23 protein-coding genes and 1 riboswitch are annotated in these 26,723 nt (G+C 71.5%); of the genes, 12 read left to right on the top strand and 11 right to left on the bottom strand.

Annotation, left to right across the window (positions count from 1 at the left end; genetic code table 11):
• The first annotated feature begins 428 nt into the window (after positions 1–428).
• Positions 429–1,463, top strand: coding sequence for a septation protein SepH (sepH, locus tag M2163_RS35350; RefSeq protein WP_280895990.1), 1,035 nt, complete (start codon positions 429–431; stop codon positions 1,461–1,463).
• Between the two features lie 58 nt (positions 1,464–1,521).
• On the opposite strand, the gene M2163_RS35345 is transcribed toward sepH, so the two are convergent.
• Positions 1,522–2,379, bottom strand: coding sequence for a sulfurtransferase (locus M2163_RS35345; RefSeq protein WP_280895989.1), 858 nt, complete (start codon positions 2,377–2,379; stop codon positions 1,522–1,524).
• 297 nt (positions 2,380–2,676) lie between these two features.
• Here M2163_RS35345 and M2163_RS35340 point away from each other — a divergent pair, with 297 nt between their 5' ends.
• Positions 2,677–3,468 carry a VOC family protein gene (locus tag M2163_RS35340; protein ID WP_280848862.1) on the top strand — a complete coding sequence of 264 codons (792 nt, stop codon included), beginning with the start codon at positions 2,677–2,679 and terminating at the stop codon, positions 3,466–3,468.
• Positions 3,469–3,486: 18 nt separating this feature from the next.
• Here M2163_RS35340 and M2163_RS35335 read toward each other — a convergent pair whose 3' ends face one another.
• The 4 genes from M2163_RS35335 to M2163_RS35320 are packed head-to-tail and all read right to left on the bottom strand — an operon-like array spanning position 3,487 to position 8,868.
• Positions 3,487–4,146, bottom strand: coding sequence for a thymidine kinase (locus M2163_RS35335; RefSeq protein ID WP_280848863.1), 660 nt, complete (start codon positions 4,144–4,146; stop codon positions 3,487–3,489).
• Positions 4,147–4,195: 49 nt separating this feature from the next.
• Positions 4,196–5,392: a nucleotide pyrophosphatase/phosphodiesterase family protein gene (locus tag M2163_RS35330; protein WP_280895988.1), complete on the bottom strand. Its 1,197-nt coding sequence runs from the start codon at positions 5,390–5,392 to the stop codon at positions 4,196–4,198.
• A complete protein-coding gene (locus M2163_RS35325) occupies positions 5,392–5,979 on the bottom strand; it encodes a DUF5998 family protein (protein WP_280848865.1) in 588 nt (195 codons plus the stop codon). Before M2163_RS35325 ends, M2163_RS35330 begins: the two co-directional genes overlap by 1 nt.
• 51 nt (positions 5,980–6,030) lie before the next feature.
• Entirely contained in the window at positions 6,031–8,868 is a 2,838-nt protein-coding gene (locus tag M2163_RS35320; protein ID WP_280895987.1) for a bifunctional GNAT family N-acetyltransferase/acetate--CoA ligase family protein, read from the bottom strand.
• A gap of 198 nt (positions 8,869–9,066) precedes the next feature.
• Between M2163_RS35320 and M2163_RS35315 the strand changes: the two genes are divergently transcribed.
• Entirely contained in the window at positions 9,067–9,348 is a 282-nt protein-coding gene (locus tag M2163_RS35315; RefSeq protein WP_007385204.1) for an HPr family phosphocarrier protein, read from the top strand.
• Between the two features lie 127 nt (positions 9,349–9,475).
• On the opposite strand, the gene M2163_RS35310 is transcribed toward M2163_RS35315, so the two are convergent.
• The 4 genes from M2163_RS35310 to M2163_RS35295 all read right to left on the bottom strand — a co-directional run bounded on the left by M2163_RS35310 (position 9,476) and on the right by M2163_RS35295 (position 14,270).
• Entirely contained in the window at positions 9,476–10,171 is a 696-nt protein-coding gene (locus M2163_RS35310; RefSeq protein WP_280895986.1) for a GntR family transcriptional regulator, read from the bottom strand.
• Between the two features lie 188 nt (positions 10,172–10,359).
• A complete protein-coding gene (locus tag M2163_RS35305) occupies positions 10,360–11,115 on the bottom strand; it encodes a M23 family metallopeptidase (protein ID WP_280848868.1) in 756 nt (251 codons plus the stop codon).
• A gap of 12 nt (positions 11,116–11,127) precedes the next feature.
• Positions 11,128–11,291, bottom strand: a riboswitch (cyclic di-AMP (ydaO/yuaA leader).
• Positions 11,292–11,490: 199 nt separating this feature from the next.
• On the bottom strand, positions 11,491–12,879 hold the full coding sequence (locus M2163_RS35300; RefSeq protein WP_280895985.1) for a pitrilysin family protein: 1,389 nt from the start codon (positions 12,877–12,879) through the stop codon (positions 11,491–11,493).
• Positions 12,876–14,270 carry a pitrilysin family protein gene (locus M2163_RS35295; RefSeq protein ID WP_280854070.1) on the bottom strand — a complete coding sequence of 465 codons (1,395 nt, stop codon included), beginning with the start codon at positions 14,268–14,270 and terminating at the stop codon, positions 12,876–12,878. Before M2163_RS35295 ends, M2163_RS35300 begins: the two co-directional genes overlap by 4 nt.
• A 338-nt stretch (positions 14,271–14,608) precedes the next feature.
• Between M2163_RS35295 and M2163_RS35290 the strand changes: the two genes are divergently transcribed.
• A complete protein-coding gene (locus M2163_RS35290) occupies positions 14,609–17,062 on the top strand; it encodes a DNA topoisomerase IV subunit A (protein WP_280848870.1) in 2,454 nt (817 codons plus the stop codon).
• Here M2163_RS35290 and M2163_RS35285 read toward each other — a convergent pair.
• The gene (locus M2163_RS35285; protein WP_280895984.1) at positions 17,059–18,165 is read right to left on the bottom strand and encodes a GTP-binding protein; all 1,107 of its coding nucleotides are present in this window, start codon (positions 18,163–18,165) and stop codon (positions 17,059–17,061) included. The genes M2163_RS35290 and M2163_RS35285 overlap by 4 nt on opposite strands.
• A gap of 321 nt (positions 18,166–18,486) precedes the next feature.
• Between M2163_RS35285 and M2163_RS35280 the strand changes: the two genes are divergently transcribed.
• The 4 genes from M2163_RS35280 (at position 18,487) to M2163_RS35265 (ending at position 20,738) form a co-directional block, all read left to right on the top strand.
• Entirely contained in the window at positions 18,487–19,047 is a 561-nt protein-coding gene (locus M2163_RS35280) for a DUF6082 family protein (protein WP_280848872.1), read from the top strand.
• 219 nt (positions 19,048–19,266) lie between these two features.
• Positions 19,267–19,506, top strand: a complete 240-nt coding sequence (locus M2163_RS35275; RefSeq protein ID WP_280848874.1) for a hypothetical protein — start codon at positions 19,267–19,269, stop codon at positions 19,504–19,506.
• Between the two features lie 119 nt (positions 19,507–19,625).
• Positions 19,626–19,913 (top strand): hypothetical protein, encoded by a 288-nt coding sequence (locus M2163_RS35270; protein ID WP_280848875.1) that lies wholly within the window; start codon positions 19,626–19,628, stop codon positions 19,911–19,913.
• A 120-nt stretch (positions 19,914–20,033) separates the two neighbouring features.
• Positions 20,034–20,738 (top strand): DUF6082 family protein, encoded by a 705-nt coding sequence (locus M2163_RS35265; protein WP_280848876.1) that lies wholly within the window; start codon positions 20,034–20,036, stop codon positions 20,736–20,738.
• A gap of 9 nt (positions 20,739–20,747) precedes the next feature.
• Here M2163_RS35265 and M2163_RS35260 read toward each other — a convergent pair whose 3' ends face one another.
• Positions 20,748–21,911, bottom strand: coding sequence for a citrate synthase/methylcitrate synthase (locus tag M2163_RS35260; RefSeq protein ID WP_280895983.1), 1,164 nt, complete (start codon positions 21,909–21,911; stop codon positions 20,748–20,750).
• 112 nt (positions 21,912–22,023) lie between these two features.
• Between M2163_RS35260 and M2163_RS35255 the strand changes: the two genes are divergently transcribed.
• From M2163_RS35255 to M2163_RS35240, 4 genes are all read left to right on the top strand, one after another.
• A complete protein-coding gene (locus tag M2163_RS35255; RefSeq protein ID WP_280895982.1) occupies positions 22,024–23,286 on the top strand; it encodes a citrate synthase in 1,263 nt (420 codons plus the stop codon).
• 52 nt (positions 23,287–23,338) lie between these two features.
• Complete coding sequence (locus M2163_RS35250) at positions 23,339–24,283, top strand: sucrase ferredoxin (protein WP_280895981.1); 945 nt, start codon at positions 23,339–23,341, stop codon at positions 24,281–24,283.
• 90 nt (positions 24,284–24,373) lie between these two features.
• Entirely contained in the window at positions 24,374–26,041 is a 1,668-nt protein-coding gene (locus M2163_RS35245) for a sensor histidine kinase (RefSeq protein ID WP_280895980.1), read from the top strand.
• Positions 26,041–26,721 (top strand): response regulator, encoded by a 681-nt coding sequence (locus M2163_RS35240; RefSeq protein ID WP_280848884.1) that lies wholly within the window; start codon positions 26,041–26,043, stop codon positions 26,719–26,721. The genes M2163_RS35245 and M2163_RS35240 overlap by 1 nt, the downstream gene beginning before the upstream one ends.
• Positions 26,722–26,723: the final 2 nt, after the last annotated feature.

Below are 26,723 nucleotides of genomic sequence, written 5' to 3'. Positions count from 1 at the left end.
GACGGTGGCCGGACATAAGTCCGAAGCCAATAGTTCCGTTTCTGGTGATTCCGTGAAGTACACCACGTTCAAGATCGCGGAATCCGCTCAACGAAGGGCCGGGCAGCGTTTCTTGAACGAAGTTGAGTGGCGCGCCAATCCACGCACGTGGCCCAAATGGAGTACTGTTGCGAGCCCTGGGTCCGGTCTCCCGCCAGGGCGTCCGTGGCCTTCAAGGGCGGCCGGGAGGGGGCTAGTTGCACAGGGTGACGGAGTTGGTCACTTAGCGTTGCGAATAGGTAACCGTGCCATAACGGCGATCCAGGGCCCGTGCCCGACACGCCGGGCAACTCGGCAAGGTTGTGGCAGGCTGCACCCGGGCAGGCCACACTCGACTAGCGGAAGCAGCGACGCACGTGACGTCGGCAGGCACCACCCGGGAGGTCCCCATGCCCGAACTGCGTGTCGTGGCCGTCTCCAATGACGGCACACGGCTGGTGCTGAAGGCTGCCGACTCAACGGAGTACACGCTTCCGATCGACGAGCGGCTGCGCGCAGCGGTGCGCGGCGACCGTCCCCGCCTCGGTCAGATCGAGATCGAGGTCGAAAGCCATCTCCGTCCCCGCGACATCCAGGCGCGTATACGCGCCGGTGCCACCGCGGAAGAGGTAGCCCAGCTCGCAGGCATCCCCGTAGACCGTGTGCGGCGCTTCGAGGGCCCCGTGCTCGCCGAGCGCGCCTTCATGGCCGAACGGGCCCGCAAGACCCCGGTCCGCCGGCCCGGCGAGAACGCCGGGCCGCAGCTCGGCGAGGCCGTGCAGGAGCGGCTGTTGCTGCGCGGGGCCGAGAAGGACAGCGTCCAGTGGGACTCGTGGCGTCGTGACGACGGCACCTGGGAGGTCCTGCTGGTCTACTGCGTCGCGGGCGAACCGCACTCGGCAAGCTGGACCTACGACCCGCCCCGGCGGCTGGTCCAGGCCGTCGACGAGGAGGCACGCTCGCTGATCGGCGAGTCCGAGGACCTCGGCGCGCCGGAGCCCAGCTTCCCGTTCGTGCCGCGTATCGCACGGCTGCCGCGCGACCGTCCGCTGGACCGCGCCCTCGACCGGCCGAGCCTGCCCCCGGCGGAGCCCGCCGAGGAGGCCGCCGGTGAACGGGACTCGCTGACGAGCCTGTTGGAGGCCGTACCCAGTTTCCGGGGCGACATGGTCGTACCGGAGCGGCCCTCCGAGACGGCGAGCATCGAGGAACCGCCCGCCCTGGAGGAGGAGCCCGAGGTGGAGGAGCCGCCGGCTCCCGCGGCCTCGGCCGGTTCCGCCTACGCGGACGTCCTCATGCCGCGTTCGGTGGCCAGCCACCGCGACCGCCTCATCGGCGCGACCGACCGCCAGGCCGAGGCCGACGGCGTCCGCCCGGGCCGCAGAGCGGCGGTCCCGAGCTGGGACGAGATCGTGTTCGGCACCCGTCGCAAGAAGCAGGAGTAGCCGGTTCTACGGCTGTGAGGGCCCGCCTCGGACAGAGGCGGGCCCTTGCGCTGTCCGCCTACTGAGGATCGGGGCCCACGGCGACCGGCCGCTCCGGGTCCGAGGACCACTCCGACCAGGAACCGACGTACAGCGCGGCCGGGATACCCGCGACCGCCAGGGCCAGGACCTCGTGGGCTCCGGAGACGCCGGATCCGCAGTAGACGCCGACCTCGGTGTCCTCGGTGGCACCGAGGGCCTTGAAGCGGGCGCCGAGCTCCTCCGCGGGCAGGAAGCGGCCGTCCGGGCCGACGTTGTCCGTGGTGGGCGCGGAGCGGGCGCCCGGGATGTGACCGCCGACGCGGTCGATCGGCTCCACCTCGCCGCGGTACCGCTCCCCCGCGCGCGCGTCCAGCAGCACGCCCGAGCGGGCCAGCGCCGCGGCCGCGTCGGCGTCGAGCAGACCGGCCGCCGCGGGCACCGGCACGAAGTCGCCCTCGGCGAGGGCGGGACCCGGCACCGAGGACTGCAACGGCCCCTGCCAGGACGGCAACCCGCCGTCGAGGACTCGCACGTCCGGGTGACCCGTCCAGCGCAGCAGCCACCACGCGCGGGCGGCCGCCCAGCCCTGTCCGCCGTCGTACACGACCACCGGTGTGTTCGAGGAGACGCCCGCCCGGCGCATCGCGGCGCCGAACTCCGCGAGGTCGGGCAGCGGGTGCCGGCCACCGGTTCCGGCCGGGCCGGCCAACTCCCGGTCCAGGTCCACGTAGACGGCGCCCGGGATGTGCCCGGCCGCGTACGCGCCCCGGCCGTCGAAGGGCGGCTCGCCCGCCGCCTTGGCCACGCTCAGCTGCCAGCGGACGTCGAGCAGGACGGGCGGGTTGGGGCCGGCCAGGTCGCTCGCGAGTTCGGATGCGGAGATGATGGCGTTCATGGCCACCATCCTCGCGCACGGGGTGGCCGCGTCGTCCAGGTCCGGCTACTCTGCTCCGCCGGACAGGCCCGGTCACCAGGCGTACGGGAACGGGCACATGCTGTACCGCCGATCGACATCCGTCGGCCATCGCGTGGCAGCGGCCAGGCACGCGCGCGTGAGGCACCCTCCCCTGGACGGGAGGCCGCGTGGCGGCGCGCCCGGAGCGCGCGGGGCCGCGGGGGTGCGAGCATCGGCACGGAGGTCCGGACCGCGGACACGACACGGCCACCGCGAGGGGCCGAGGAGAGAGTGACGATGACCGAGGCAAGGGGGTCGGCCGCCCCGCCCGCTCGGCACACGCCCGGTACGCCCTGCTGGGTGAGTCTGATGGTGCACGGGATGGCCGCGACCGAGGAGTTCTACGGTTCGCTGTTCGGCTGGGAGTTCGTGCCGGGCCCGCAGCAGCTCGGACCCTATGTCCGGGCCCTGCTGGGCGGCCAGGAGGTCGCCGGGATCGGCCAGCTGCCGCCGGACCGCCAACTTCCGGTCGCCTGGACGCCCTACCTCGCCTCGGGCGACATCGACCTGACGGCCGAGTCGGTACGGCTGTGCGGCGGCACGGTGGGCGTGGGCCCGCTGGACGCCGGCGACGCCGGGCGGCTGGTGATCGGCTCCGACCCGTCGGGCGCCGTCTTCGGCGTCTGGCAGGCGGCCGCCCACCTCGGCATCTCCGTCGCCGGCGTGCCGGGCACCCCGGCCTGGCACGAGCTGCTCACCTTCGAGACGGTCAGCGTCACCAAGTTCTACGAGACGGTGTTCGGCCTGGAGGGGGAGCCGGTCGTCTCCGCCGACTTCGACTACGTCACCCTGCACGCCGCCGGCCGCCCCGTGGCCGGCCTCCATGGCGTCGGCCATGCCCTCCCCCGCGACCGGGGGCCGCACTGGATGACGTACTTCGAGGTGGCCGACGCGACCGCCGCCACCCGTCTCCTCGTCGAACTGGGCGGCCATGTGCTGCGCCCGCCGCACGACAGCCCGCACGGCCGGGTGGCCACGGTGGCGGATCCGGAAGGGGCGCGCTTCTCGTTGATCGAGAATCCGCGCTGAGGCCCTGACGGCCTCGGCTCAGAAGCCCGCCCCGGCCGACGGGACCGGCAGGACGTCCGGGGAGAGCGCGGCCGCGCGTGCCGTGCCCGCGGTCATACGGCGGCGGTGGTGCCGGCGGCACAGGACCTCGTAGCCGATGTCGTCGGCCTGGTTGACGTCACCGACGACCACCTGGGCGCCCTCGACGACCATCTCGCCGTTGACGGTACGGGCGTTGTGCGTGGCCCGGGCACCGCACCAGCACAGGGCCTCGACCTGGAGGACCTCGACCCGGTCGGCCAGTTCCACCAGGCGCTGGGAGCCGGGGAACAGCTTGGAGCGGAAGTCGGTGGTGATGCCGAAGGCGTACACGTCGAGGTCCAGGTCGTCGACGATCCGGGCGAGTTGGTCGATCTGCTCCGGCACGAGGAACTGCGCCTCGTCCGCGATCACGTAGTCCGCGCGGCCGCCGCGGGAGAGGTGGTCGACGAGGTAGGCGTACAGGTCCTGGCCGTCCTCGACCTCGACCGCGTCCGTGACCAGGCCGAGCCGCGAGGACAGCTTGCCCTCGCCGGCCCGGTCGTCCCGGGTGAAGATCATGCCCGTCAGGCCGCGTGCCGAACGGTTGTGCTCGATCTGGAGAGCCAGCGTGGACTTCCCGCAGTCCATGGTTCCGGAGAAGAACACCAGCTCGGGCATGGGAGGTCGAGCACCTTTCGGTTCTGTGGGTCAGGCGGCCGGGTCGGCTTCAGGAGCGTACTTCGAGCAGCGGGACCAGTTGCTCGGCGGGGGTCATGGAGCCGTGGTTGCCGACCATCGCCGACTCCTTCGGCTCCCGCTCGGACGCGATGAGCAGGACGTCGTCGCGGGCGGCGGCGACCACGTCCCCGATCCGGTCGTACACCCGCTCGTCGAACTGGTCCGGCGGTCCGAACCAGCCCGCCGCGACGGCCTCGTCCCGGGAGGCGACCCAGAACTGCTCGCCGAGGACCTCGCGCCAGCAGGTCAGCACGTCGCCCGCGGCGCCCGGCACCGCGTAGACATGGCGGGCCCGGCCCTCGCCGCCCAGCAGGGCGACCCCGGCACGCAGTTCCCAGTCCTCGTCGAAGTCGATGCGGTGCTGCTCGTCGAAGGGGATGTCGACCATGCCGTGGTCGGCGGTGACGTACAGCGCGCTGTTCGGCGGCAGTTGCTCGGCGAGCCGCTGGACCAGGCGGTCGACGTACATGAGCTGTCCGCGCCAGGTGTCGGAGTCGACGCCGAAGCGGTGGCCGGCGCCGTCCACCTCGGCGTAGTACGTGTAGACCAGCGAGCGGTCGGCGGCGGCCAGTTGTTCGGCCGCGAGGTCCACGCGCTCCTCGCCGGACAGCCGCCCGTGGAACGTTCCGCCGCTGAGCGCGACCTTGGTCAGCGGGGTGTTCTGGAAGGTGGGCGAGGAGACCTGGGCGGCGTGCACCCCGGCCCGGTCGGCGAGCTGGAAGACCGTCGGGTAGGGCTGCCAGGCCTGCGGCTTGGTCCAGGGCTGCCAGCGGAGCTGGTTCATCAGCTCGCCGGTGGCGGGGTTGCGCACGGTGTAGCCCGGCAGGCCGTGGGCGCCGGGCGGGCGGCCGGTGCCGACGGAGGCGAGGGAGGTCGCGGTGGTCGCCGGGTAGCCGGTGGTCAGGGGGCGGCCGGTGCCGCCGCGCGAACTGGCCAGCAGGGAGGTCATGAAGGGCGCCTCGTCCGGGTGCGCCTTCAGCTGCTCCCAGCCGAGCCCGTCGATCAGGAAGACGCAGTTCCGGGCGGCGGGCGTGAGCTCCTGGATCGTGGCGGTCATGTCCGGTACCGCCATGCCGGCGGCCAGGGTGGGCAGCAGGTCGGCGAGGGAGCCGCTGCCGTACTCGGGGACGGGCGCGGTGTCGAGGGCCAAAGGTTCCGGGTGGTCCCAGGCGGCGGGCTGCACCATCAGCGGGGTACGTCCGCGGTCGCCTCGGAGATGGCCTGGGCGAAGACCAGCGCCTGGCGCACGGTGTCCGGGCCGTCCCCCGCCTCGCTGACGCGCAGGCTGAGGTCGTCCGCCGTGGAACTGCCGGTGTAGCCGTGGTCCGCCTCGCAGTTGGGGTCGCCGCAGGCGGCGGGCTCCAGGTCGATGCGGGAGACGGCGCCCCAGCCGATGGTCAGCACGACCTCGCGCGGCAGGGTGCCCGGCTGGTACTGCTCCGGGTTGGCGACGACCCGGCTGACCACGACCGACGAGATCCGGCCGAGCTTCACGGACTCCGTGGAGGTGGTGGCGTACGGCGTCGGGGACGTGCTGTCGGCGGCCTGTTCGTCGGTGTGGCTCACGATGAAGCGGTTGCCGGTGAGGACGAGCACGGTCACGTGCCGCCGCACCTCGTTCTGGTCGAACGTCGTCTCCTGGTGGACCAGGTACGACCGGATGGGCTCGCCGCCCACGGCGGCCTCCACCGCCTCGGCCACGAGGGCCGGGTAGTAGCCGCTGCGTTCGATCGCCGCACGCAGCCCCTGGGTCGTCGTACTGGTCTTGGCCATGACGTCCATCCTACGGGGGCGCGCTGACTGCGAGGCACCGATCGCCGCCGCTCAGTACGCGGGCAGCGTCCGCGGGCCGAGGTCGTCGCGGGCGGGCGGCGGCGCGAGCCGTACGGAGGCGCCGAGGACGCTCAGGCCGCGCGGGGCGACGACGACCGGCTCCAGGGTGACCGCGACGACCTCGGGATGGTCGTCGACCAGCCGGGACACCCGCAGCAGGAGCTCCTCCAGCGCGGGGGTGTCGACCGGGGTGGAACCGCGCCAGCCGAACAGGAGCGGAGCCGTCCGGATGGAGCGGACCAGGCTCGAGGCCTCCCGGTCGGTGACCGGAATCAGCCGGTGACTGGTGTCGCCGAGCAGCTGCGAGGCGGCCCCGGCCAGTCCGAAGGACAGCACGGCGCCGGCGGCTGGGTCGATGACGGCCCGGATCACGGTGTCCACCCCGCGCGGTGCCATCCCCTGCACCACGGGACGCAGTTCGTCGGGCGTGCCGAACAGCTCGGTCAGCTCGGTGTACGCCCGCCGCAGCTGCTCCTCGTCCGCGAGGTCGAGGCGTACGCCGCCGAGGTCGGCGCGGTGGCGCAGGTGCGGGGCGGTGGCCTTGAGGGCGACCGGGTAGCCCAGGGTGGCGGCGGCCCGGACGGCGGCGTCGGCGGTGGCGGCGGGCAGGGCGCGGTGGGCCCGGACGCCGTACTTGGCGAGCAGCTCGCAGGTCTCCTCGGTGCCGAGGGTGAGGCCCTGCCCGCGCGTGAGCAGGCCGTCGATGAGGGAGGCGGCGCCCTTCTCGTCGATGTCCTCGTACTCGGGCACCCTGCCGGGTTCGGCGGCCTCCCGGCGCCACTGGGCGTACTGCACGACGTCGGCCAGGGCCCGCACCGCGCGCTCGGCGGCCGGGTAGGCGGGGATGAGGCGGTCGCTGTTCCCGGGGGCGGCCGGTTCCGCGGGGGCCTGCGGGGAGCGCAGCCGGTCGAGGGCGCGGAACGGGTGGTCGGCGCGGATCCTCGGCGGGCCCGCGGCGGCCTGGGGCGCGGTGCTGGTCGCGGCCGAGAGGGCCTCCGCGAGGCCGCCGAGCTCGACGTGGACCACGAGGACGGGCTTGCCGGGGACCTGCTCCGCCGCGGACCTGAGCGCCTCGGCGAGGGCTGCGTCGCCGGCGGATCCCTCGCCGACCGCGGGGATGGCCGTCACGATCACCGCGTCGTACGCGTCGTCGACCAGGGCGCGCGCGAGAGCCGCGTGGAAGTCCTCCGGCGCGGCCGCGGTGGTCAGGTCCAGCGGGGTCGACGGCCGGAGCCCCTCGGCCACGCACGCGTCGTAGGTGAGCAGGCCGAGCGACTCGGAGTTGCCGAGGATCGCCACCCTGGGTCCGGTGGGCAGCGGCTGGCGGGCCAGCAGGAGGCCGGTGTCCACGAGTTCGGTGATGGTGTCCACGCGGATCACGCCGGCCTGCCGGAGCAGCGCGGACACGGTGGCGTGCGGCAGGCGCGTGGCGCGGACGGCGTGGCCCTGCGGGGCGGTTCCCGAGCCCTGCACGACGACCAGGGGCTTCGCCGCCGCGGTACGCCGGGCGAGGCGGGTGAACTTGCGGGGGTTGCCGATGGACTCCAGGTACATGAGGACGACGTCGGTGTCGGGGTCGTCGTACCAGTACTGGAGGACGTCGTTGCCGGAGACGTCCGCGCGGTTGCCGGAGGAGACGAAGGTGGAGACGCCGGTCACGCCGGTGACGCCGCCGCCGCGCCGGTGCAGCCGGGAGAGCAGGGCGATGCCGATGGCACCGGACTGGGCGAACAGGCCGATCCTGCCGGGGCGGGGGGTCTCGGGGGCCAGTGAGGCGTTGAGCCGGACGTCCGGCGAGGTGTTGATGACGCCGAAGGCGTTCGGGCCGATGATGCGCATGCCGTACGCGCGTGCGTGCCGCACGAGTTCACGCTGGCGCTCGCGTCCTTCGGGGCCGCTCTCGGCGTACCCGGCGGACAGCACGACGAGTCCCTGCACGCCGTGGGCCCCGCACTCGGCGACGACCTCGGGGACCTGCTCGGCGGGGACGGCGACGACCGCGAGGTCGACGGGGCCGTCGATGTCGCGCACCGAGCGGTGCGCGGGGATGCCGTCGACCTCCTTCGTCTGCTCGGGGAACGCCTTGTTCACCGCGTGCAGGCGGCCGTTGAAGCCGTAGTCCCGGATGTTGCCGAGCACGCTGCGGCCCACGCCGCCGGGGGCGCGTCCGACGCCGACCACGGCGACAGAGCCGGGGGTGAGAAGGCGCTGCACGGACCGTGACTCGGCGCGCTGCTCGCGCGCGTACTGCACGGCGAGCGAGCGGTCGGTGGGCTCCAGGTCGAACTCCAGGCGGACGACGCCGTCCTCGAAGCTGCGCTTCTGGGTGTACCCGGCGTCCGTGAACACCTTGATCATCTTGACGTTGGCGGGCAGCACCTCGGCGGCGAAGCGGCGGATGCCGCGCTCGCGGGCGACGGCCCCGATGTGTTCGAGGAGGGCGGAGGCCACGCCGCGCCCCTGGTGGGCGTCCTGCACGAGGAAGGCGACCTCGGCCTCGTCGGCGGGGGCGGAGGCGGGCATGCCGTCGGCGCCGATGCGGTCGTAGCGTACGGTGGCGATGAACTCGCCGCCGATGGTGGCGGCGAGTCCCACCCGGTCCACAAAGTCGTGGTGCGTGAAGCGGTGGACGTCCTTGGCGGACAGGCGTGGGTAGGGCGCGAAGAAGCGGTAGTACTTCGACTCGTCCGAGACCTGCTCGTAGAAGCTGACCAGGCGATCGGCGTCGTCGACGGTGATGGGCCTGATGCGCGCGGTGCCGCCGTCGCGCAGCACCACGTCGGCCTCCCAGTGGGCGGGGTACTCGTGCCGGTCCGACGCGCTCTGCATGGGCCCCAGAGTACGGCTCGCGTACGACAACGGCGCGAGGCAGTCTGTGGAGAACGCGCGAGAACGCACAAGGACGGAAGTCGGGCCGAGGCCGCGGTCCGACTGTCTCACCCCGGAGGGACACCAGGTCCTGTCCGGAGACGCTTCACGTGTGGGAAACTGGTCTAGACAACCCTGAACACCGAAGGGCAGCATCACATGGCTGAGCGCCGCGTCAACGTCGGCTGGGCCGAGGGTCTCCACGCCCGCCCCGCTTCCATCTTCGTCCGGGCCGCCACGGCCGCAGGTATCCCGGTGACGATCGCCAAGGCCGACGGCAACCCCGTCAACGCGGCCTCCATGCTGGCCGTGCTCGGCCTGGGCGCCCAGGGCGGCGAGGAGATCGTCCTCGCCTCCGACGCCGAGGGTGCGGACGCCGCCCTCGACCGGCTCGCGAAGCTGGTCGCCGAGGGCCTCGAGGAGCTTCCCGAGACCGTCTGAGCGCGGGTGCCCTGAAAAGCACCGAGGGGCTCGTCCGAATTATCGGGCGGGCCCTTCGCATTTCCCTTTCGAGGGCAGCGGAAATAACGCCCCCGGAATTACTCCCTCTTTGTATACGGTGCCCGTGTTAATGCCGCACACCCGTCACGTTTACAGGATGTTGCGAACTCCTCACACGGTCCGCGCGATCCTGCCCGGAGCCGAACCGCAGCCGGTGCGCGGCTCCCGAGCGCTCGGTGTGCACCGCGGTGATCGCCCGCGCGCGTTCGCCGTCCCCGCGTGCCACCGCGTCCACGATCGCGCCGTGCTCCGCCCAGGACTCCACGGGATCGGCCGGCGCGTCCACGACGTACATCCAGGCGATCTTGTGCCGCAGCTGGGTCAGCAGGGAGGTCAGCGCGGGGCTGCCGGAGGCCTGCGCGAGCGTCTCGTGGAACCAGCCCCCCAGGGAGCGCAGATCGTCGCTGTTGCCCCGCCTGGCCCGCTCCTGGCCCAGCCTGACCAGGCCGCGCAACACCTTCAGATGGGCCTCGGTGCGCCGCTGGGCGGCCCGGGAGGCGCCGAGCGGTTCGAGGAGCATGCGCATCTCCAGGAGGTCGGCGCCCTCCTCCTCGGTCGGTTCGGCCACGCACGCGCCCGCGTGCCGCCGTGTCACCACGAAGCCCTCGGCCTCCAGGGTGCGCAGGGCCTCGCGGACGGGAACACGGGAGACGCCGTAGCGGCGGGCGAGCAGTTCCTCGGTGAGCCGGCTCCCGCGCTCGTGGACACCGGCGACGATGTCGTCCCGGATCGCCGTGCATACCGAGTGCGCCGGAATACGCATGTCCGACCTCCGTCTTAATCCCCGTGAAACGTCGCCGATTGACGTGTGTTCAGTGACTCTATTGCAATGAGCGGGAATTTCCGACGGCGGACCGGAATCCAGGGATATTTTTTGGACAACGGGGCGCCGGAAACGACGAAACCCCGGCTCGGGGAGCCGGGGTTCTCGCGCGGATCGCGGGGCGGTCGTCAGACGTTGACGCCGTGCGAGCGCAGGTAGGCGACGGGGTCGATGTCCGAGCCGTACTCGGGGGTGGTGCGCGCCTCGAAGTGCAGGTGCGGTCCGGTGACGTTGCCGGTCGCGCCGGACAGCCCGATCTGCTGGCCGGGGGTGACCGACTGGCCGACCGAGACGCCGATGGAGGACAGGTGGCCGTACTGGGTGTACGTGCCGTCGGCCATCCTGATCACGATGTTGTTGCCGTACGACCCGCCCCAGCCGGCCTCGACGACCGTGCCGCGGCCGACCGCGTGCACGGAGGTGCCGGTGGCGGCGTGGAAGTCGACACCGGTGTGGCTGCCGGAGGACCACAGGGAGCTGCTGCTCTTGTAGCCGGTGGAGATGTAGGAGCCGGAGATCGGGGCGACGAAGGCGTTGAGGCGCTTGCGCTCGGCCTCACGGGCGGCGCGCTCCTTGGCCTCGCGTATCTCCTTGGCGCGCGCCTCGGCCTTCCGCTTGGCCTCCGCCGCCGCCTTCTTCTGCGCGGCGGCCTGCGCCTGGGCCTCGGCCTGGGCGTCGAGCTGGGCCGCGAGGGAGTCCGTGCCGACGGAGACGACGGGCATCAGGCCGGTCTGCTCGACGGAGTTCTCGGCGGCGAGCGCCGGGGCGGCGATGGTGCCGATGACGCCGGTGGTGGCGAGGGCGGCGACGCCCGCGGCGCGGGCGGTGGTGCGCTTCATGCGGCTGGGACGACGGTGCTTCCCGGTGGCGCAGGTGAACGCCATGTGGTGGCTGGTCCTTTCCTTCCTTCTCGCCTACCGGGTTAGCTGACGGGTTCGGAGCAGGAAGGTCTCCTACGGACCCCCTCGCAAGGCGCGGGCGTCCGATTCACCCCAGGGACGTGGTGTGGGTCCCCGGCTCCCCTGGCTCGCGCCGTACGGGGACTCGGCGATGACTGTCCGGTGCCGCGGGCGCGGCGCAGTGCCTGACGGACAGCCCGGAAGACGCTAAGCGGGGTGGCTTTCAAGACCCAAACGGATCAGGGTGTTTGTAGCGCATCCCACAGGGCAGACAGGCAACCTCTCACCCAATTCGGACATCAGAGGGCCCTGGTGACGCCGTCGTCACCAGGGCCCCTCCACGCGCGTGCCGTTGCTCGGCTACTCGGCGCTCACGACCTTGACCTCGCCGATGCCGAGGGCCTCGACGGGCTCCTTGATGGCGGCCGCGTCACCGACCAGGATCGTCACCAGCCGGTCCACCGGGAAGGCGTTCACGACGGCCGCGGTGGCCTCGACGGTGCCGGTCGCGGCGAGCTGCTGGTACAGGGTCGCCTGGTAGTCGTCGGGCAGGTGCTGCTCGACCTGGTCGGCCAGCGTGCTCGCGACGGCCGCCGCCGTCTCGTACTTGAGCGGCGCCACACCGACCAGGTTCTGCACGGCCACGTCGCGCTCGGCGTCGGTGAGTCCGCCCTCGGCGAGCGTGCTCAGCACCTTCCACAGGTCGTCCAGGGCGGGACCGGTGTTCGGGGTGTCCACCGAGCCGCTGATGGCGAGCATCGCGGCGCCCGAGCCGTCCGGCGCGGACCTGAGGACCTGCCCGAACGACCGTACGCCGTAGGTGTAGCCCTTCTCCTCGCGCAGGACGCGGTCCAGGCGGGAGGTGAGGGTGCCGCCGAGGCAGTAGGTGCCGAGCACCTGCGCGGGCCACACGCGTGCGTGCCGGTCGGCGCCGATGCGACCGATGAGCAACTGCGTCTGGACGGCACCGGGGCGGTCCACGATGACGACGCGGCCGGTGTCGTCGGCGGTCACCGGCGGCACCGGGCGCGGCTGGGCCGGGGAACCGGTCCAGGAGCCGAGGGTGTCGGCGAGCAGCGCGTCCAGATCGATGCCGGTGAGGTCGCCGACGACCACGGCGGTCGCGGTGGCGGGGCGCACATGCTTCTCGTAGAAGGCGCGTACGGCCGCGGAGTCGATGTTCTCGACCGTGTCCTCGGTGCCCTGGCGCGGGCGCGACATGCGCGAGTCCGCCGGGAAGAGCTCCTTGGAGAGCTCCTTGGCGGCGCGCCGGGACGGGTTGGCCAGCTCGTGCGGGATCTCGTCGAGGCGGTTGCGGACGAGCCGCTCGACCTCGCTGTCCGCGAACGCGGGCGCCCTGAGCGCGTCGGCCAGCAGGCCGAGGGCCTTGGCGAGGCGGGAGGCGGGCACTTCGAGGCTGAGGCGGACGCCCGGGTGGTCGGCGTGCGCGTCGAGGGTGGCGCCGCAGCGCTCCAGCTCGGCGGCGAACTCCTCGGCGGAGTGCTTGTCGGTGCCCTCGGAGAAGGCGCGCGCCATGATCGTGGCGACGCCGTCCAGTCCTGCCGGTTCGGCGTCCAGGGGCGCGTCCAGGAGCACCTCGACGGCGACGACCTGCTGGCCGGGGCGGTGGCAGCGCAGGAGGGTCAGGCCGTTGTCGAGCGTGGCGCGCTCGGGGGCGGGGAAGGCCCAGACCTTGGGCTCGCCCGCCTGCGGCTGCGGGTGGAATTCCATCGCGGCGAGCTCGGTCACTTGGCCGCCTCCTCGTTCTCGTCGGTGGCTTCTACGGTTGCCGCGGCCTGCGGGTCCTCGGCGGCGTCCTCGGCGCTGTCGGCGATCTCGGCCGGGGTGAGCGGCTCGTAGACCAGCACCGCGCGGTTGTCGGGGCGCAGCCTGGCCTTGGCGACCTCCTGCACGTCCTCGGCGCTCACCTCCAGGACGCGCTGCACGGCGGTCAGGGCGAGCTGGGGGTCGCCGAACAGGACGGCGTAGCGGCACAGTTCGTCGGCGCGGCCCGCGACGGTGCCGAGCCGGTCCAGCCACTCGCGCTCCAACTGGGCCTGGGCGCGCTCCATTTCCTCGGCGGTGGGGCCCTCCGCGGCGAACCGCGCGAGCTCCTCGTCGATGGCGGCCTCGATGACCGGCACCTCGACATCGCCGGAGGTCTTCACGTCGAGCCAGCCCAGGGAGGGCGCACCGGCCAGGCGCAGCAGTCCGAAGCCGGCCGCGACGGCCGTACGGTCACGTCGTACCAGCCGGTTGTAGAGGCGGGAGGACTCACCGCCGCCGAGGACGGTGAGGGCCAGGTCGGCCGCGTCCGCCTCGCGGGTGCCGTCGTGCGGCAGCCGGTAGGCGGCCATCAACGCGCGCGCGGGGACCTCCTCCTCGACGACCTCGCGCAACTGCTCGCCGATGATCTCGGGCAGGGAGCCGTCGCGGGGCGCGGGCTTGCCGTCGTGCGAGGGGATGGAGCCGAAGTACTTCTCGATCCAGGCGAGCGTCTGCTCCGGGTCGATGTCGCCGACGACCGACAGGACGGCGTTGTTGGGCGCGTAGTAGGTGCGGAAGAACGCGCGCGCGTCCTCCAGGGTGGCCGCGTCCAGATCGGCCATCGAACCGATCGGGGTGTGGTGGTAGGGATGGCCCTCCGGGTAGGCGAGCGCGGTCAGCTTCTCGAACGCGGTGCCGTAGGGGACGTTGTCGTAGCGCTGCCTGCGCTCGTTCTTGACGACGTCGCGCTGGTTCTCCATCGACTCGTCGTCGAGGGCGGCCAGCAGGGAGCCCATGCGGTCGGCCTCCAGCCACAGCGCGAGCTCCAGCTGATGGGTCGGCATGGTCTCGAAGTAGTTGGTGCGCTCGAAGCTGGTGGTGCCGTTGAGCGAACCGCCGGCGCCCTGGACGAGCTCGAAGTGCCCGTTGCCGTGCACCTGCTTCGAGCCCTGGAACATCAGGTGCTCGAAAAGGTGAGCCAGGCCGGTACGCCCCTTGACCTCGTGGCGCGAACCGACGTCGTACCAGAGGCACACCGCCGCGACCGGGGTCAGGTGGTCCTCGGAGAGCACCACGCGCAGGCCGTTGGCCAGGCGGTGCTCGGTCGCTGTCAGGCCCCCGGTGCCTGCCTGGTCTGTGGCCGTGTGACCCATGGGCATGTACGTCCCTTCGATCGCCGTCGCGGTCGTGGAAACCGCGGTTCGTGGAGCTGTTTTCCTGCCGGTCCTGCCACTGTATGCAAGCGTGCGGACCCTCGGTGAAGTTCCCGGGGCGCGTACGCCCACAGCGGATCGCGTAGCCTGCGGGCAACCGTGAGGGAGGCGCTGTGCGGTCCCCGGGCCGGGCGGCTCGGCCGGGCCCTGCCCGGACTGTCAGTGCCGCGGTCCACAATGGTCCGCGTCAGACTCCGTTCACGCTTCAGCAAGAGTGAGCCAAAGGGCCGATGTGAGCGACCCGTAGGCGAGCGACCAGAAAAGAGGAGCCGGCAGCGATGGCCCGCCGCAGCACGAAGACCCCGCCGCCCGACGACTCGTACGAGGAGCGGATCCTCGACATCGACGTCGTGGACGAGATGAAGGGCTCGTACCTCGAGTACGCGTACTCGGTCATCTACTCCCGCGCGCTCCCCGACGCCCGCGACGGTCTCAAGCCGGTGCACCGGCGCATCGTCTACCAGATGAACGAGATGGGCCTGCGCCCCGACCGCGGCTATGTGAAGTGCGCCCGCGTGGTCGGCGAGGTCATGGGCAAGCTGCACCCGCACGGCGACGCGTCGATCTACGACGCCCTCGTGCGCATGGCCCAGCCCTTCTCGATGAGCGTGCCGCTGATCGACGGCCACGGCAACTTCGGCTCGCTGGGCAACGACGACCCGCCGGCCGCCATGCGGTACACCGAGTGCCGCGCGGCCGAGGCCGCGACCCTGATGACGGAGTCCATCGACGAGGACACGGTCGACTTCGCCCCGAACTACGACGGCCAGGAGCAGGAGCCGGGCGCGCTGCCCGCCGCCTTCCCCAACCTCCTGGTGAACGGCGCCTCGGGCATCGCGGTCGGCATGGCCACCAACATGGCGCCGCACAACCTCACCGAGGTCATCGCGGCCGCCCGCCACCTGATCCGCTACCCGAACGCGGATCTGGACGCCCTGATGAAGCACATCCCGGGCCCCGACCTGCCCACCGGCGGCCGGATCGTCGGTCTCTCCGGCATCCGGGACGCCTACGAGACGGGCCGCGGCACCTTCAAGATCCGCGCCACGGTGTCGGTGGAGACGGTGACGGCCCGCCGCAAGGGCCTGGTCGTCACCGAGCTGCCCTTCACGGTCGGCCCGGAGAAGGTGATCGCCAAGATCAAGGACCTGGTCGGTGCGAAGAAGCTCCAGGGCATCGCCGACGTCAAGGACCTCACCGACCGCGAGCACGGCCTGCGGCTGGTCATCGAGATCAAGAACGGCTTCGTGCCGGAGGCGGTCCTGGAGCAGCTCTACAAGCTGACGCCCATGGAGGAGTCCTTCGGCGTCAACAACGTGGCGCTGGTGGACGGGCAGCCCCTCACGCTCGGCCTCAAGGAACTCCTGGAGGTCTACCTCGACCATCGCTTCGAGGTGGTGCGCCGGCGCAGCGAGTTCCGGCGCACCAAGCGGCGCGACCGGCTGCACCTGGTCGAGGGCCTGCTCACCGCCCTGGTCGACATCGACGAGGTCATCCGCATCATCCGCTCCAGCGACAACTCCGCGCAGGCGAAGGAGCGCCTGATCGAGCGCTTCTCGCTGAGCGAGATCCAGACGCAGTACATCCTGGACACGCCCCTGCGTCGCCTGACCCGGTTCGACCGCATCGAGCTGGAGTCGGAGAAGGACCGCCTCAACGCGGAGATCGCGGAGCTGACCCGGATCCTGGAGTCGGACGCCGAGCTGCGCAAGCTGGTCTCCGGCGAGCTGGCCGCGGTCGCCAAGAAGTACGGCACCGAGCGGCGCACGGTCCTGCTGGAGGCCGGGGCGACGGCCCCCGTGGCCGCCGTTCCGCTCCAGGTGGCGGACGACCCGTGCCGGGTGCTGCTGTCCTCGACGGGACTGCTGGCCCGTACGGCGAACGGCGAGCCGTTCCCGGAGGAGCCCGGCGGCAAGCGCGCCAAGCACGACGTCATCGTCTCGGCGGTGCCGGCCACCGCGCGGGGCGAGGTCGGCGCGGTGACCTCGTCGGGCCGCCTGCTGCGGATCAACGTCATCGACCTGCCGCAGCTCCCGGAGGCGGCCGCGAACCTCTCGGGCGGCGCCCCGCTGGCGGAGTTCGTCTCCCTGGAGGACGGGGAGACGCTGGTCTGCCTGACCACGCTGGACGAGTCCTCGCCCGGTCTGGCACTCGGCACCGAACAGGGCGTCGTCAAGCGTGTGGTCCCCGACTATCCGTCCAACAAGGACGAGTTGGAGGTCATCACGCTCAAGGAGGGCGACCGTGTCGTCGGCGCGGTGGAACTGCGCACCGGCGAGGAGGACCTGGTCTTCATCACCGACGACGCCCAGCTCCTGCGCTACCAGGCTTCCCAGGTCCGTCCACAGGGCCGGCCGGCGGGCGGCATGACGGGCATCAAGCTCGCCGAGGGCGCGAAGGTCATCTCCTTCACCGCGGTGGACCCGGCGGCCGACGCGGTCGTCTTCACGGTCGCGGGCTCGCGCGGCACACTCGACGACTCCGTCCAGACGACGGCCAAGCTGACCCCGTTCGACCAGTACCCGCGCAAGGGCCGCGCCACGGGCGGTGTGCGCTGCCAGCGGTTCCTCAAGGGCGAGGACTGCCTGTCCCTGGCCTGGGCGGGCGCCGTCCCGGCCCGCGCCGCGCAGAAGAACGGCACCCCGGCCGACCTCCCGGAGATCGACCCGCGCCGCGACGGCTCGGGCGTGTCCCTGGCGAAGACGGTGTCGGTGGTGGCGGGCCCCGTCTAGACCGGCTCCTGGGGATCCTCCTCGGTCCCCTGGACGTACCGCAGGACGCCCCACATGCCGGCCTCGTCGGCGTGCGGGGCGTCCCGCTGTGCCGCCTTGCACGCCTCCAGCTCCTTGGCGAGGGCGGAGGTGTCGATGCCGGAGCCGATGAGGACGAGCTGGGTGAGGGGGGTCTGGCCGGGCGGCCAGGGTTCCGGGTAGAACCGCAGGAACCGCCCCACGGCATGGACGGCGTAACGGTTGCGGACGTCGTACGGCCCGAAGTCGACGTATCCCTTGATCCGGTACAGCCCTTCGGGCCGGCTGTCGAGGAAGCCCATCAGCCGACGGGGGTCCAGCGGCGTGTCCGAGGTGAAGGACAGGCTGTCGTAGGTGGAGTGCAGGTGCCCTGCGTGAGCCTGGTCGCGGTCGTCTTGGCCGTCGTGACTGTCGTGGCTGTCGATGTCGTGCAGGTCGTCGAAGGAGAGCTGTCCGATGCGCTCCTCGCCGGGGCGGCAGTCGAAGAGGAACTCGGGGTCGATCCGGCCGTAGCTGGCCGGGACGACGGCGGCGCGGTCGACGAGGGACCGGACGACCGCCGGCACGCGCTCGGCGTCCTGGGGGCTCACACGGTCGAGCTTGTTGACCACGACGAGGTCGGCGAGGCCGAGATGCCGGTCGAGCTCGGGGTGCCTGGCGCGGGTGTCGTCGAACTCGGCGGCGTCGACGACCTCGACGAGACCGCCGTAGACGATGTCGGGCTCCTCGCTGGCGAGCACCATGCGGACGAGCTCCTGCGGCTCGGCGAGCCCGCTGGCCTCGATGACGATGACGTCGATGCCGGCGTCGGGACGGGCGAGCTTGGCGAGGTACCCGTCGAGCTCGCTGACGTCGACGGCGCAGCACAGGCAGCCGTTCCCGAGCGAGACGGTGGAGTCGCCGAGCGCGCCGGCGACGGCCATGGCGTCGATCTCGATGGCCCCGAAGTCGTTGACGACGGCTCCGATCCGGCTGCCGCCACTGCGGTGCAGGAGATGATTGAGGAGCGTGGTCTTGCCGGACCCCAGGAATCCGGCGAGCACGACGACCGGGATCTGCCGGGGGCTCCCGCTCGGCTGACTCAACGTACGACCTCTTTCGCGCTGCTGCGTACACCGGATCGCGGTCCCGGCGCACGTACGAGGTGTGAATGCCGGACCAGGATACGAGCCGGAACAATCCGCTCGAAGTGAACGATTGTTAGCAGCACTTGCGGGGCAGACGTTGGGCAAGGCGCCGGTTCGTGCGACCCTCACTTCCCTCCGTGCGCCTCCTCTCCGCCTCCCCCGCCGATCAGAGCCGCTCGGCACCCTGGGAGACGGCAAGCGCCGCCCACCGCTCGCCGGTCCCCATCAGTCGACCCGCACCCCGACGACCGGCGGACGGCCGTTTGAATCGGGGATGACATGGCCACACAGAAGCGTGGAGTACGGGGGCTCGCCGCTCCTCTGGCAGCCGGCATCGGTCTGGTGACAGGAGCGCTCGCCGCTCTGACCGCACAACAGCGCACGCTCCACACGCTGCACCTGCGCCTCGACCGCCTGGAGGAGCAGGTCGCGAACGGCCGGCGCCATACAAATCTGGCCAGCCAACAGCGCCTGCACTGGGAACTCCTGAGCAAGGCCATCGACAGCCCTGAGCTGGCCGAGGTCCTGGACATTTTCGAGGTGCCGGCGGCGCCGCAGAAACGCCGCCAGTACCTCTTTGCGAACGCGCTGTACACGAACCTGCTGCTCTCCTACCGACTCGGCAACATCAGCCGTGACGAATTCTTCGGGTTCATCCGCGGTCTCATACAGAATCCCGTCGTCAGGGAGTACTGGCACGCCACTAGAGGGCAGCGGGCAACCCTCCCCGAGGAGTCGGACGAAGCCGAGCTCGGCCGGATGGTTGACGAGTTGCTTCGGCAACTGGATGAAGCCGATGGGGACGAATGGTGGGTTGTCGGGGACTCACCGGGTGACTGAAGGGCCGGCTCTCGCGAATCACACCCCCGGGCCATAACGAACGGATGAAGTCCCCAGTTGTCCCAGACGTCGCTGGGGTTGACTCACGCTCGATCGCGTAGAGCGACTCCACAAGTCGTCGCTCACGCCGCCGGTTGGCGAACGCACCCCACAGGGGCCGCCTCCACCCCGCAGTCGTTGTGCGCAAGCTCTTCAGACGTGAGACCAGAGGAATCAACAGTGAGTCAGATCATCCGTCGGATCGGTGTACCCCCAAGCGCTCGGGGAAGCCAGGGCGGGGGCAACTGCCCTGACATCTTCGAATTGGCCGACGGAAGCTTCGCCGTGATCGGCACGGATGTCACGGAGCGACTCGACGGCGAACTCCCCGCCGACGCGTCGCGAGCGCCTTACGAACGAATCGTCGTCATCACCAGGGACACGCTCATCAGGGCCAAGGGCGACATTCCGGAGGCGTGAGCATCCGGGACTCCCTTCATCACCGGCAGCGCGTCCGGCGAACGGTCAGTCCCATACCGTTCGCCGGAGGCATCGAGCCGGACTCCCCCTCACCCGGTCACAGCTCCGAAGGGATCAGGATGACCATCCACCTGGGCCGCAAAGCCGCGTGTCGGCTGTCCGCCTCACGCCTCCACATAAAGCGACGCATCGGTCTGCCCCCTCAGTCGAGGGGCAGCACCTGCGGCGCCCACTGTCCCGACATCTTCGAGCTCCGTGACGGCCGATTCGTGGTGATCGGTACCGAGCAGACCGCAAAGATCCGGAGGGACTACCCGGGGATGCGGGCGCTGGCCGCTTCCGAGATCGTCGTGGTCGTCGACCGTGACACCCTCGCCTACGCCAAGGCCTTCATTCCCAACAGCTGATCCGAGGGATGCCCGCACCGGGAGTCCGGTGCGGGCATCCGCCGCGCACAGGCCTCGGCAACGCCGTTTCCCCGTTCCGCGTCGTGGGAAGGATGTCGCAGGCTCTCGGGGGAGGCGCGGATGGCGGCGCATCACCGCATATGGCGTTCGATACTCGTCACGTCCGCGTGGGGTGCCCTGGCAGTTGTCGTCACCGGTGCCGTCGGTGCCGCATCCGTGGTCGTCAGCGGCTGGCTCGCCCGTGGTGTCGAGGAAGCCAACGGAGACCGGCGTACGGCACTGGAGCGCAGCTCTCTCGGGGAATACTTCGGCGGGGTCAGCGCGGTCTTCTCCGGACTGGCTCTGCTCCTGCTCGTGGCCACTCTTCTGCTCCAGCAGCGTGAGCTGCGGATGCAGCGTCACGAACTCGCCCTGCAACGCGAGGAACTCGTCTCGTCCCGCAATGAGTTGCACCGGAGCGCCGAGGCCGACTTACGGGCCCTCCATGTCCAGCTGACACAGATGGCCATGGACGATCCCGCCCTGGCCGAGGTCTGGAACGACTACCCGGGTGAGTCGCCACAGACCCTCCGGCAGAATCTCTTCGCCAACTTGACCTTCAGCCATTACCTGTTGGTCTACAAGTGGGGCGGCATCACGGAGGCCGAGCTGGTCGCGCGAGCGGGAACACTGGTGCAGAGCTCCGCCTTCAACAGGTATTGGGAGGCTTCCCGTGGCGCGAAGGAAGTCCTGCCGCCCGATACCGACGAAGGGCGGTTGTTCAGGATCTTCGAGAGCGCGATTCGGGCCGCGCAACAGCCCGACGCGCCTCCGCCCCCTGGCTGACAAGGTGCGTCACCCCACCGGCACCGCCACCGGCGCCCCCGGCCCCACATACCGCGCCACCGGCCGAATGATCTTCGAGTCCGCCGCCTGCTCAAGGATGTTCGCGCTCCAGCCGACCACCCGAGCCGCCGCGAACGTAGGCGTGAACATCTCGCGGGGCAGCCCGCACAGCTCCATGACCACGCCCGCGTAGAACTCGACGTTGGTGTGCAGCTCCCGCCCCGGTTTCAGCTCGGCCAGGATCGCCTCCACCTGGCGTTCCACCTCGACGGCGAAGGCCACCCGGGGTCCGCCGAACCGCTGGGCGACCTCCCTGAGCATCCGGGAACGCGGGTCCTCGGTGCGGTAGACGGCATGGCCGAAGCCCATGATCCGTTCACCGGCCAGTACCCGCTCACGGATCCAGGGACCGATACGGTCGGGCGTGCCGATCGCGTCCAGGGTGTCCAACGCCCTGCTCGGCGCACCGCCGTGCAACGGTCCGGACAGCGCGCCCACCGCGCCCACCAGACACGCCACCACATCCGCTCCCGTCGACGCGATGACCCGCGCCGTAAAGGTTGATGCGTTGAAGCCGTGATCAATGGTTGAGATCAAGTACTGCTCGACCGCCCGGGCCCGCTGCGGCTCCGGCTCCGAACCCGTCAGCATGTAGAGGTAGTTCGCCGCATACGAGAGATCCTCCCGCGGCTCCACCGGCTCGAGCCCCTTGCCGAGCCGGTGCAACGCGGTGAGCAGCGTCGGCACCGCCGCGGTCGCCACGAGCGTGTCCCGGCGCCGCTCGTCCGGGTCGACGTCGTACACCGGCCGGAACCCCTTCGCCGCTCCGAGCAGCGACAACGCGGTGCGCATCCCGGCCAGCGGCCCCGAACCCCCGCTCGCCGCCGCGATCGCCGGCAGTGCCGCCCGCACCGCGTCCGGCAGCCGCCGCAACGCCGCGGTTTCGGCGCGGAAGGCCACGGCCTGTCCGGCGTCCGGCAGCTCACCATGAACCAGGAGATGCCAGACGTCCTCGAATCCGCGGGCCTGCGCGAGCTCGACGGCCGAGTACTGGCGGTAGTGATAGAACCCCTCGCGCCCCCGGACGTCCCCGACCTCGGTGTCCGTGACGACGACTCCTGCGAGTCCGCGCGGTACGTCGACGAGTGTGGTTGCGGACCTGTTGACCGACATGATTCCTCCCTGGACTTGATTCGACTGTCCATGGTTGACTCAACGCCTGTCAATGTTGATTGGATCAATACATACTAATCAACCTACCCGGCTGCGGATACGGTGACCTCTTATGCGCGATCAAGACCCCCTCCCCGGTCCCTCGGAACACCGGCTCAGCACCAAGGAAGCCGCCGAACTGCTGGGCGTGAAGCCCGAGACCGTCTACGCCTACGTGAGCCGCGGCCAGCTCAGCAGCCGACGCGTCCCCGGCGGCCGGGGCAGCACCTTCGACGCCAAGGAGGTGGAGACCCTCGCCCGGCGCAACCGCCGGGAGAGCGGCGGGAGTCCGGGTTCCGGCGGCGACCTGTCCGTACGGACCCGCATCACGTTCATCGACCGGGACCGCTACTACTTCCGGGGCGTCGACGCGACCGAACTCGCCGCACGCCACTCCTACGAAGAGATCGCGGAGTGGCTCTGGACCGGGCACATGCAGCCCGGCGTGACCTTCAGCGCCCCCGACGCCACGGTCGACACGGCCCGCCGCGCGGTGGACGCGCTGCCCGAGCACACCGGCCCCACCGACCGGCTGCGCGTCGCCGCGATCGCCGCCGCGGCGGCCGACCCGGTGCGTTTCGACCTCTCCGAGGAGGCCGTGCTCGGCACCGCACGCACCCTCATTCCCACGCTCGTCGCCGCCCTGCCGCCCGTGCTCCACGACCGGCGCCGTGACGACGTCCGGCTGGCACCCCGCCTGTGGACACGGCTCAGCGGACGCAAGCCCGACGAGGCGTACCTGCGCGCCCTGGACACCGCCCTCGGCCTTCTCGTCGACCACGACCTCGCCGCCTCGACCCTCGCGGTCCGCGTGGCCGCGTCGGCCCGCGCCCACGCCTACGCGGCCGTCTCCGCCGGACTCGGCGTCCTTGAAGGCCCGTTGCACGGCGCGGCCAGCGGGCTCGCCCACAAACTGCTGCTCGACGTGCTCGACCGGGGCGACGCGGCCCCCGTGATCGCGGAGGAGCTGCGGGCCGGTCGCCGCATCCCGGGCCTCGGTCACCGGCTCTATCCGGGCGAGGACCCACGCGCGCGTGCCCTGTTCGCCCTCCTGGAGGAGATCCCGCGCGCCGAGCCCGCCCTCCTCGCGGCCCGGGACATCGTGGCCACCACCGCTCGCCACACCCCTCTGCACGCCAACGTGGACCTGGCCCTCGCCGTGCTCACCGCCTCCTCGGGAATGCCGGCCACGGCCGGAGAGACGATCTTCGCCGTGGCCCGTACGGCGGGCTGGATCGCCCACGCGCTGGAGGAGTACGGCGAACGCCCGCTGCGCATGCGCCCGAGCGGCATCTATGCGGGCCCGAAGCCGCCGCAACCACTGCCGGAGCACTGAAAGAGGCGCGGCCGGAAGTCACCGTGCCGCAAGTCAGGTTAGGCTCACCTCTGTGAGTACCTGCTCAACGGTCTCGCACGACCTCGACGAGCCCGTTTCCGGAACCGCGGCCACCGCAAGGACCTGGCTGCTGTTGGAACAGCCCGGTCCCTGGGGCGCCAAGGCGCTCACTTCGAGCCACCTGGACCCCGCGCTGGGCCGTGCCCTGGAAGCCGCGGCGAAGGACACCGGCGTACGCGTCGCGCTCATCCGCCGCCCCGGGAGGCACGCCGACAGCGGCACACCCACCACCCGGCAGGTGTACGCCGCCCACACCGTGCCCGGTCACGTGTGGCTGCACAGTGCGACGACCCGCGATCCGCGGGACCTGCTCGACCTGGATTTCGCCGCCCTCGGCAAGGGCGACCACAGCAGCTTCGGCGCAGCACTCGGTGGGCGCCCCCACACCGGCGATCCGCTCGCGCTCGTCTGCACCAACGGCAAACGGGACCGCTGTTGCGCCCTCCTCGGCCGGCCGCTCGCCGCGGAACTGGCCGCCTCGGGCGTCGAGGGCGCCTGGGAGGTCACCCATCTGGGTGGTCACCGCTTCTCCCCGACGCTGCTCGTCCTGCCGTACGGCTACGCCTACGGACGCGCCGAGGCCCATGCCGTCAAGCAAGTCCTGCACAGCGTCCAGGAGGGCCGGATCGTGGTCGAGGGGTGCCGTGGCGGTTCCGCCTGGGAGCGCCCCGGCCAGGCGGCCGAGCTGGCCGTCCGCACGGCGGTGCGCGAATACGCGGCCGAGGCCCTGACCGTCGTACGCACCGACGGCGCGGCCCCGCACTGGGAGGTGACCGTCGCGCACGCCGACGGCCGTCACTGGCGCGTCCTGGTGGCGCAGACCGCCGCCCTGCCGCCCCGTCCGGAGAGCTGCGGGGCGTCCGCGCTCGGCTCGCCCGCGCGCATGGACGTGGTGGCGATGCACGAGGTGCGGCCGTCGGCAGCACTCGCGAGTTGACCGGGCCCACGGCCCCGTCAACTCATTGATCAAGAGATCCATGCCACACCCCCTGCGGCGGATCCGTCGCCTCCCCGTACCGTCATGGGTATGAGCCGCACTGCCCCCACCCGCCGCCTGCGCCTCGGCCTGCCTCGCAGGGTGTTCTCGCAGGTGCTTCTGATGCAGTTGGCGATCGCCGCGGGAGTGGCGGTGCTCGCGACCGGACTGTTCCTCGCGCCCTTGAGCAACCAGCTGGACGACCAGGCGATGCGCCGGGCGCTGGCCATCGCCCAGACCACCGCCGCGGAGTCGCAGATCGCCGAGCAGGTCAAGGACACGCCGCCGCTGCCCGACGGCCCGGTGCAGCGGGAGGCTGAGAGGATCCGCAGGGCGACCGGGGCCGAGTACGTCGTGGTGATGGACTGGCGAGGCGTCCGCTGGTCGCATCCCACGCGCAGCGAGGTGGGCAGGATCGTCTCGACCGACCCGGGCCAGGCCCTGGCCGGCAAGGAGATCATGCAGATCGACAGCGGCACCCTGGGGCGCACGGCCCGTGGCAAGGTGCCGCTGTACGACAGCGAGCACAAGATCGTCGGAGCCGTCTCCGTCGGCATCGCCTACGACAGCGTGCGCGCCCGGCTGATCCACGCGATCCCGGGACTGTTCGCCTACGCCGGCGGAGCCCTCGCCGTCGGCGCGCTGGCAGCCTGGCTCATCTCCCGGAGAGTCCAGCGACAGACCCGTGACCTGGCCTTCTCGGACATCTCCGCACTCCTGTCCGAGCGCGAGGCCATGCTGCACGGCATCCGGGAAGGCGTCGTCGCACTGGACCGCGCCGGCCGGATCCGCCTGCTCAACGACGAGGCCAGACGTCTGCTGGGCATCGGCGACGAGGCCGTCGGGCGCTCCCCGGACGAGGCGCTCGGGGACGGCCGTACGGCCGACGTCCTGGCCGGACGGGTGACGGGCACCGACCTGGTCACCGTGCGGGGACAGCGGGTGCTGGTCGCCAACCGCATGCCCACCGACGACGACGGTGCCGTCGCCACCCTGCGCGACCGCACCGAGCTGGAGCAGCTCGGCCGGGAGCTCGACTCGACCCACGGTCTCATCGACGCGCTGCGCGCCCAGGACCACGAGCACGCCAACCGTATGCACACGCTCCTGGGGCTGCTGGAGCTGGAGATGTACGACGACGCCGTGGAGTTCGTGGGAGAGGTGGTCGGCGACCACCGGGCCACCGCGGAGCAGGTGACCGAGAAGATCGAGGACCCGCTGCTCGCCGCGCTCCTGGTGGGCAAGGCGACCGTCGCCGCCGAGCGCGGGGTGGCCCTGTGGGTCTCCGACGGGACCCGGCTGCCGGACCGGCTGGTCGATCCGAGTGGCCTGGTCACGATCGTCGGCAACCTCGTGGACAACGCCCTGGACGCCGTCGCCGGCGCACCGCACGCGCGCGTGGAGGTCGAACTGCGCACAGAGGGCCGTACCGCCGTCCTCAGAGTGCGCGACACCGGGCCCGGAATCCCGGCGGAGCAGCGGGAACTGGTCTTCACCGAGGGCTGGTCCACCAAGGAGCCCCCCGCGCACCGCGGGCGCGGCCTCGGACTGTCCCTGGTACGCAAGCTCGCCGAACGCCAGGGGGGCAGTGCGACGGTCGGCGAGGCCGGTGGCGGGGGCGCGGAGTTCACCGTCGTCCTGCCCGACGCACTGGCGGAACCGCAACCGGCGCTCACCGCATCGACCGCCCCGCAGGCGGCCACCGAGGAGGAGTCGTGATGATCGAGGTCCTGGTCGTGGACGACGACACCCGCGTGGCGCGCGTCAACGCCGCCTACGTCGAGAAGGTGCCCGGCTTCCACGTGGCGGGCGAGGCGCACAGTGCCGCGGACGCGCTGCACCAGCTGGAGAGCCTGCCCCATGTCGACCTGGTCCTCATGGACCACTATCTGCCCGACGAGACGGGCCTGGCGGTCGTCCAGGAGATGCGCCGGCGCGGCCACCAGACCGACGTGATCATGGTGACGGCGGCGCGGGACGTCACGACCGTGCAGGCGGCGATGCGCCATGGCGCGCTGCAGTACCTGGTCAAGCCGTTCGCGTTCGCGGGCCTGAGGGCCAGGCTGGAGGCCTACGCCGAGCTGCGGCGCACCCTGGACGGCGGCGGTGAGGCGGAACAGGCCGAGGTCGACCGCATCTTCGGAGCTCTCTCCTCGCCTGCGGAGCCCGATCTACCCAAGGGGCACTCACCGACGACGGTGGAGCTCGTGCGCAGGTCCCTGATGAACGCCGAAGGGCCCTTGTCGGCGCAGGAGATCGCCGACCGGACGGGGGTGAGCCGGCAGACCGCCCAGCGCTATCTGAAGCTCCTGGAGCGCACGGGGCGGGCCAGACTCACCCTCAAGTACGGCGACGCGGGCCGCCCGGAACACCGTTACGTGTGGGCGACCCGCGCGTGAGG

Source organism: Streptomyces sp. SAI-135, assembly GCF_029893805.1.
Classification (GTDB): Bacteria; Actinomycetota; Actinomycetes; order Streptomycetales; family Streptomycetaceae; genus Streptomyces.
The sequence above is the reverse complement of the archived record's forward strand: the minus strand, read 5'-3'. Positions and strand labels throughout refer to the sequence as shown.

Bases quoted from the DNA above. Each gene is read 5' to 3' on its own strand.
- M2163_RS35315 (WP_007385204.1), top strand. From the start codon at position 9,067: ATGGCTGAGCGCCGCGTCAACGTCGGCTGGGCCGAGGGTCTCCACGCC.
- M2163_RS35270 (WP_280848875.1), top strand. From the start codon at position 19,626: ATGACCATCCACCTGGGCCGCAAAGCCGCGTGTCGGCTGTCCGCCTCA.
- M2163_RS35280 (WP_280848872.1), top strand. From the start codon at position 18,487: ATGGCCACACAGAAGCGTGGAGTACGGGGGCTCGCCGCTCCTCTGGCA.
- M2163_RS35335 (WP_280848863.1), bottom strand. From the start codon at position 4,146: ATGCCCGAGCTGGTGTTCTTCTCCGGAACCATGGACTGCGGGAAGTCC.
- M2163_RS35310 (WP_280895986.1), bottom strand. From the start codon at position 10,171: ATGCGTATTCCGGCGCACTCGGTATGCACGGCGATCCGGGACGACATC.
- M2163_RS35245 (WP_280895980.1), top strand. From the start codon at position 24,374: ATGAGCCGCACTGCCCCCACCCGCCGCCTGCGCCTCGGCCTGCCTCGC.
- M2163_RS35345 (WP_280895989.1), bottom strand. From the start codon at position 2,379: ATGAACGCCATCATCTCCGCATCCGAACTCGCGAGCGACCTGGCCGGC.
- M2163_RS35340 (WP_280848862.1), top strand. From the start codon at position 2,677: ATGACCGAGGCAAGGGGGTCGGCCGCCCCGCCCGCTCGGCACACGCCC.
- M2163_RS35330 (WP_280895988.1), bottom strand. From the start codon at position 5,392: ATGGTGCAGCCCGCCGCCTGGGACCACCCGGAACCTTTGGCCCTCGAC.
- M2163_RS35295 (WP_280854070.1), bottom strand. From the start codon at position 14,270: ATGGGTCACACGGCCACAGACCAGGCAGGCACCGGGGGCCTGACAGCG.
- M2163_RS35325 (WP_280848865.1), bottom strand. From the start codon at position 5,979: ATGGCCAAGACCAGTACGACGACCCAGGGGCTGCGTGCGGCGATCGAA.
- sepH (WP_280895990.1), top strand. From the start codon at position 429: ATGCCCGAACTGCGTGTCGTGGCCGTCTCCAATGACGGCACACGGCTG.
- M2163_RS35305 (WP_280848868.1), bottom strand. From the start codon at position 11,115: ATGGCGTTCACCTGCGCCACCGGGAAGCACCGTCGTCCCAGCCGCATG.
- M2163_RS35255 (WP_280895982.1), top strand. From the start codon at position 22,024: ATGCGCGATCAAGACCCCCTCCCCGGTCCCTCGGAACACCGGCTCAGC.
- M2163_RS35265 (WP_280848876.1), top strand. From the start codon at position 20,034: ATGGCGGCGCATCACCGCATATGGCGTTCGATACTCGTCACGTCCGCG.
- M2163_RS35240 (WP_280848884.1), top strand. From the start codon at position 26,041: ATGATCGAGGTCCTGGTCGTGGACGACGACACCCGCGTGGCGCGCGTC.
- M2163_RS35290 (WP_280848870.1), top strand. From the start codon at position 14,609: ATGGCCCGCCGCAGCACGAAGACCCCGCCGCCCGACGACTCGTACGAG.
- M2163_RS35320 (WP_280895987.1), bottom strand. From the start codon at position 8,868: ATGCAGAGCGCGTCGGACCGGCACGAGTACCCCGCCCACTGGGAGGCC.
- M2163_RS35260 (WP_280895983.1), bottom strand. From the start codon at position 21,911: ATGTCGGTCAACAGGTCCGCAACCACACTCGTCGACGTACCGCGCGGA.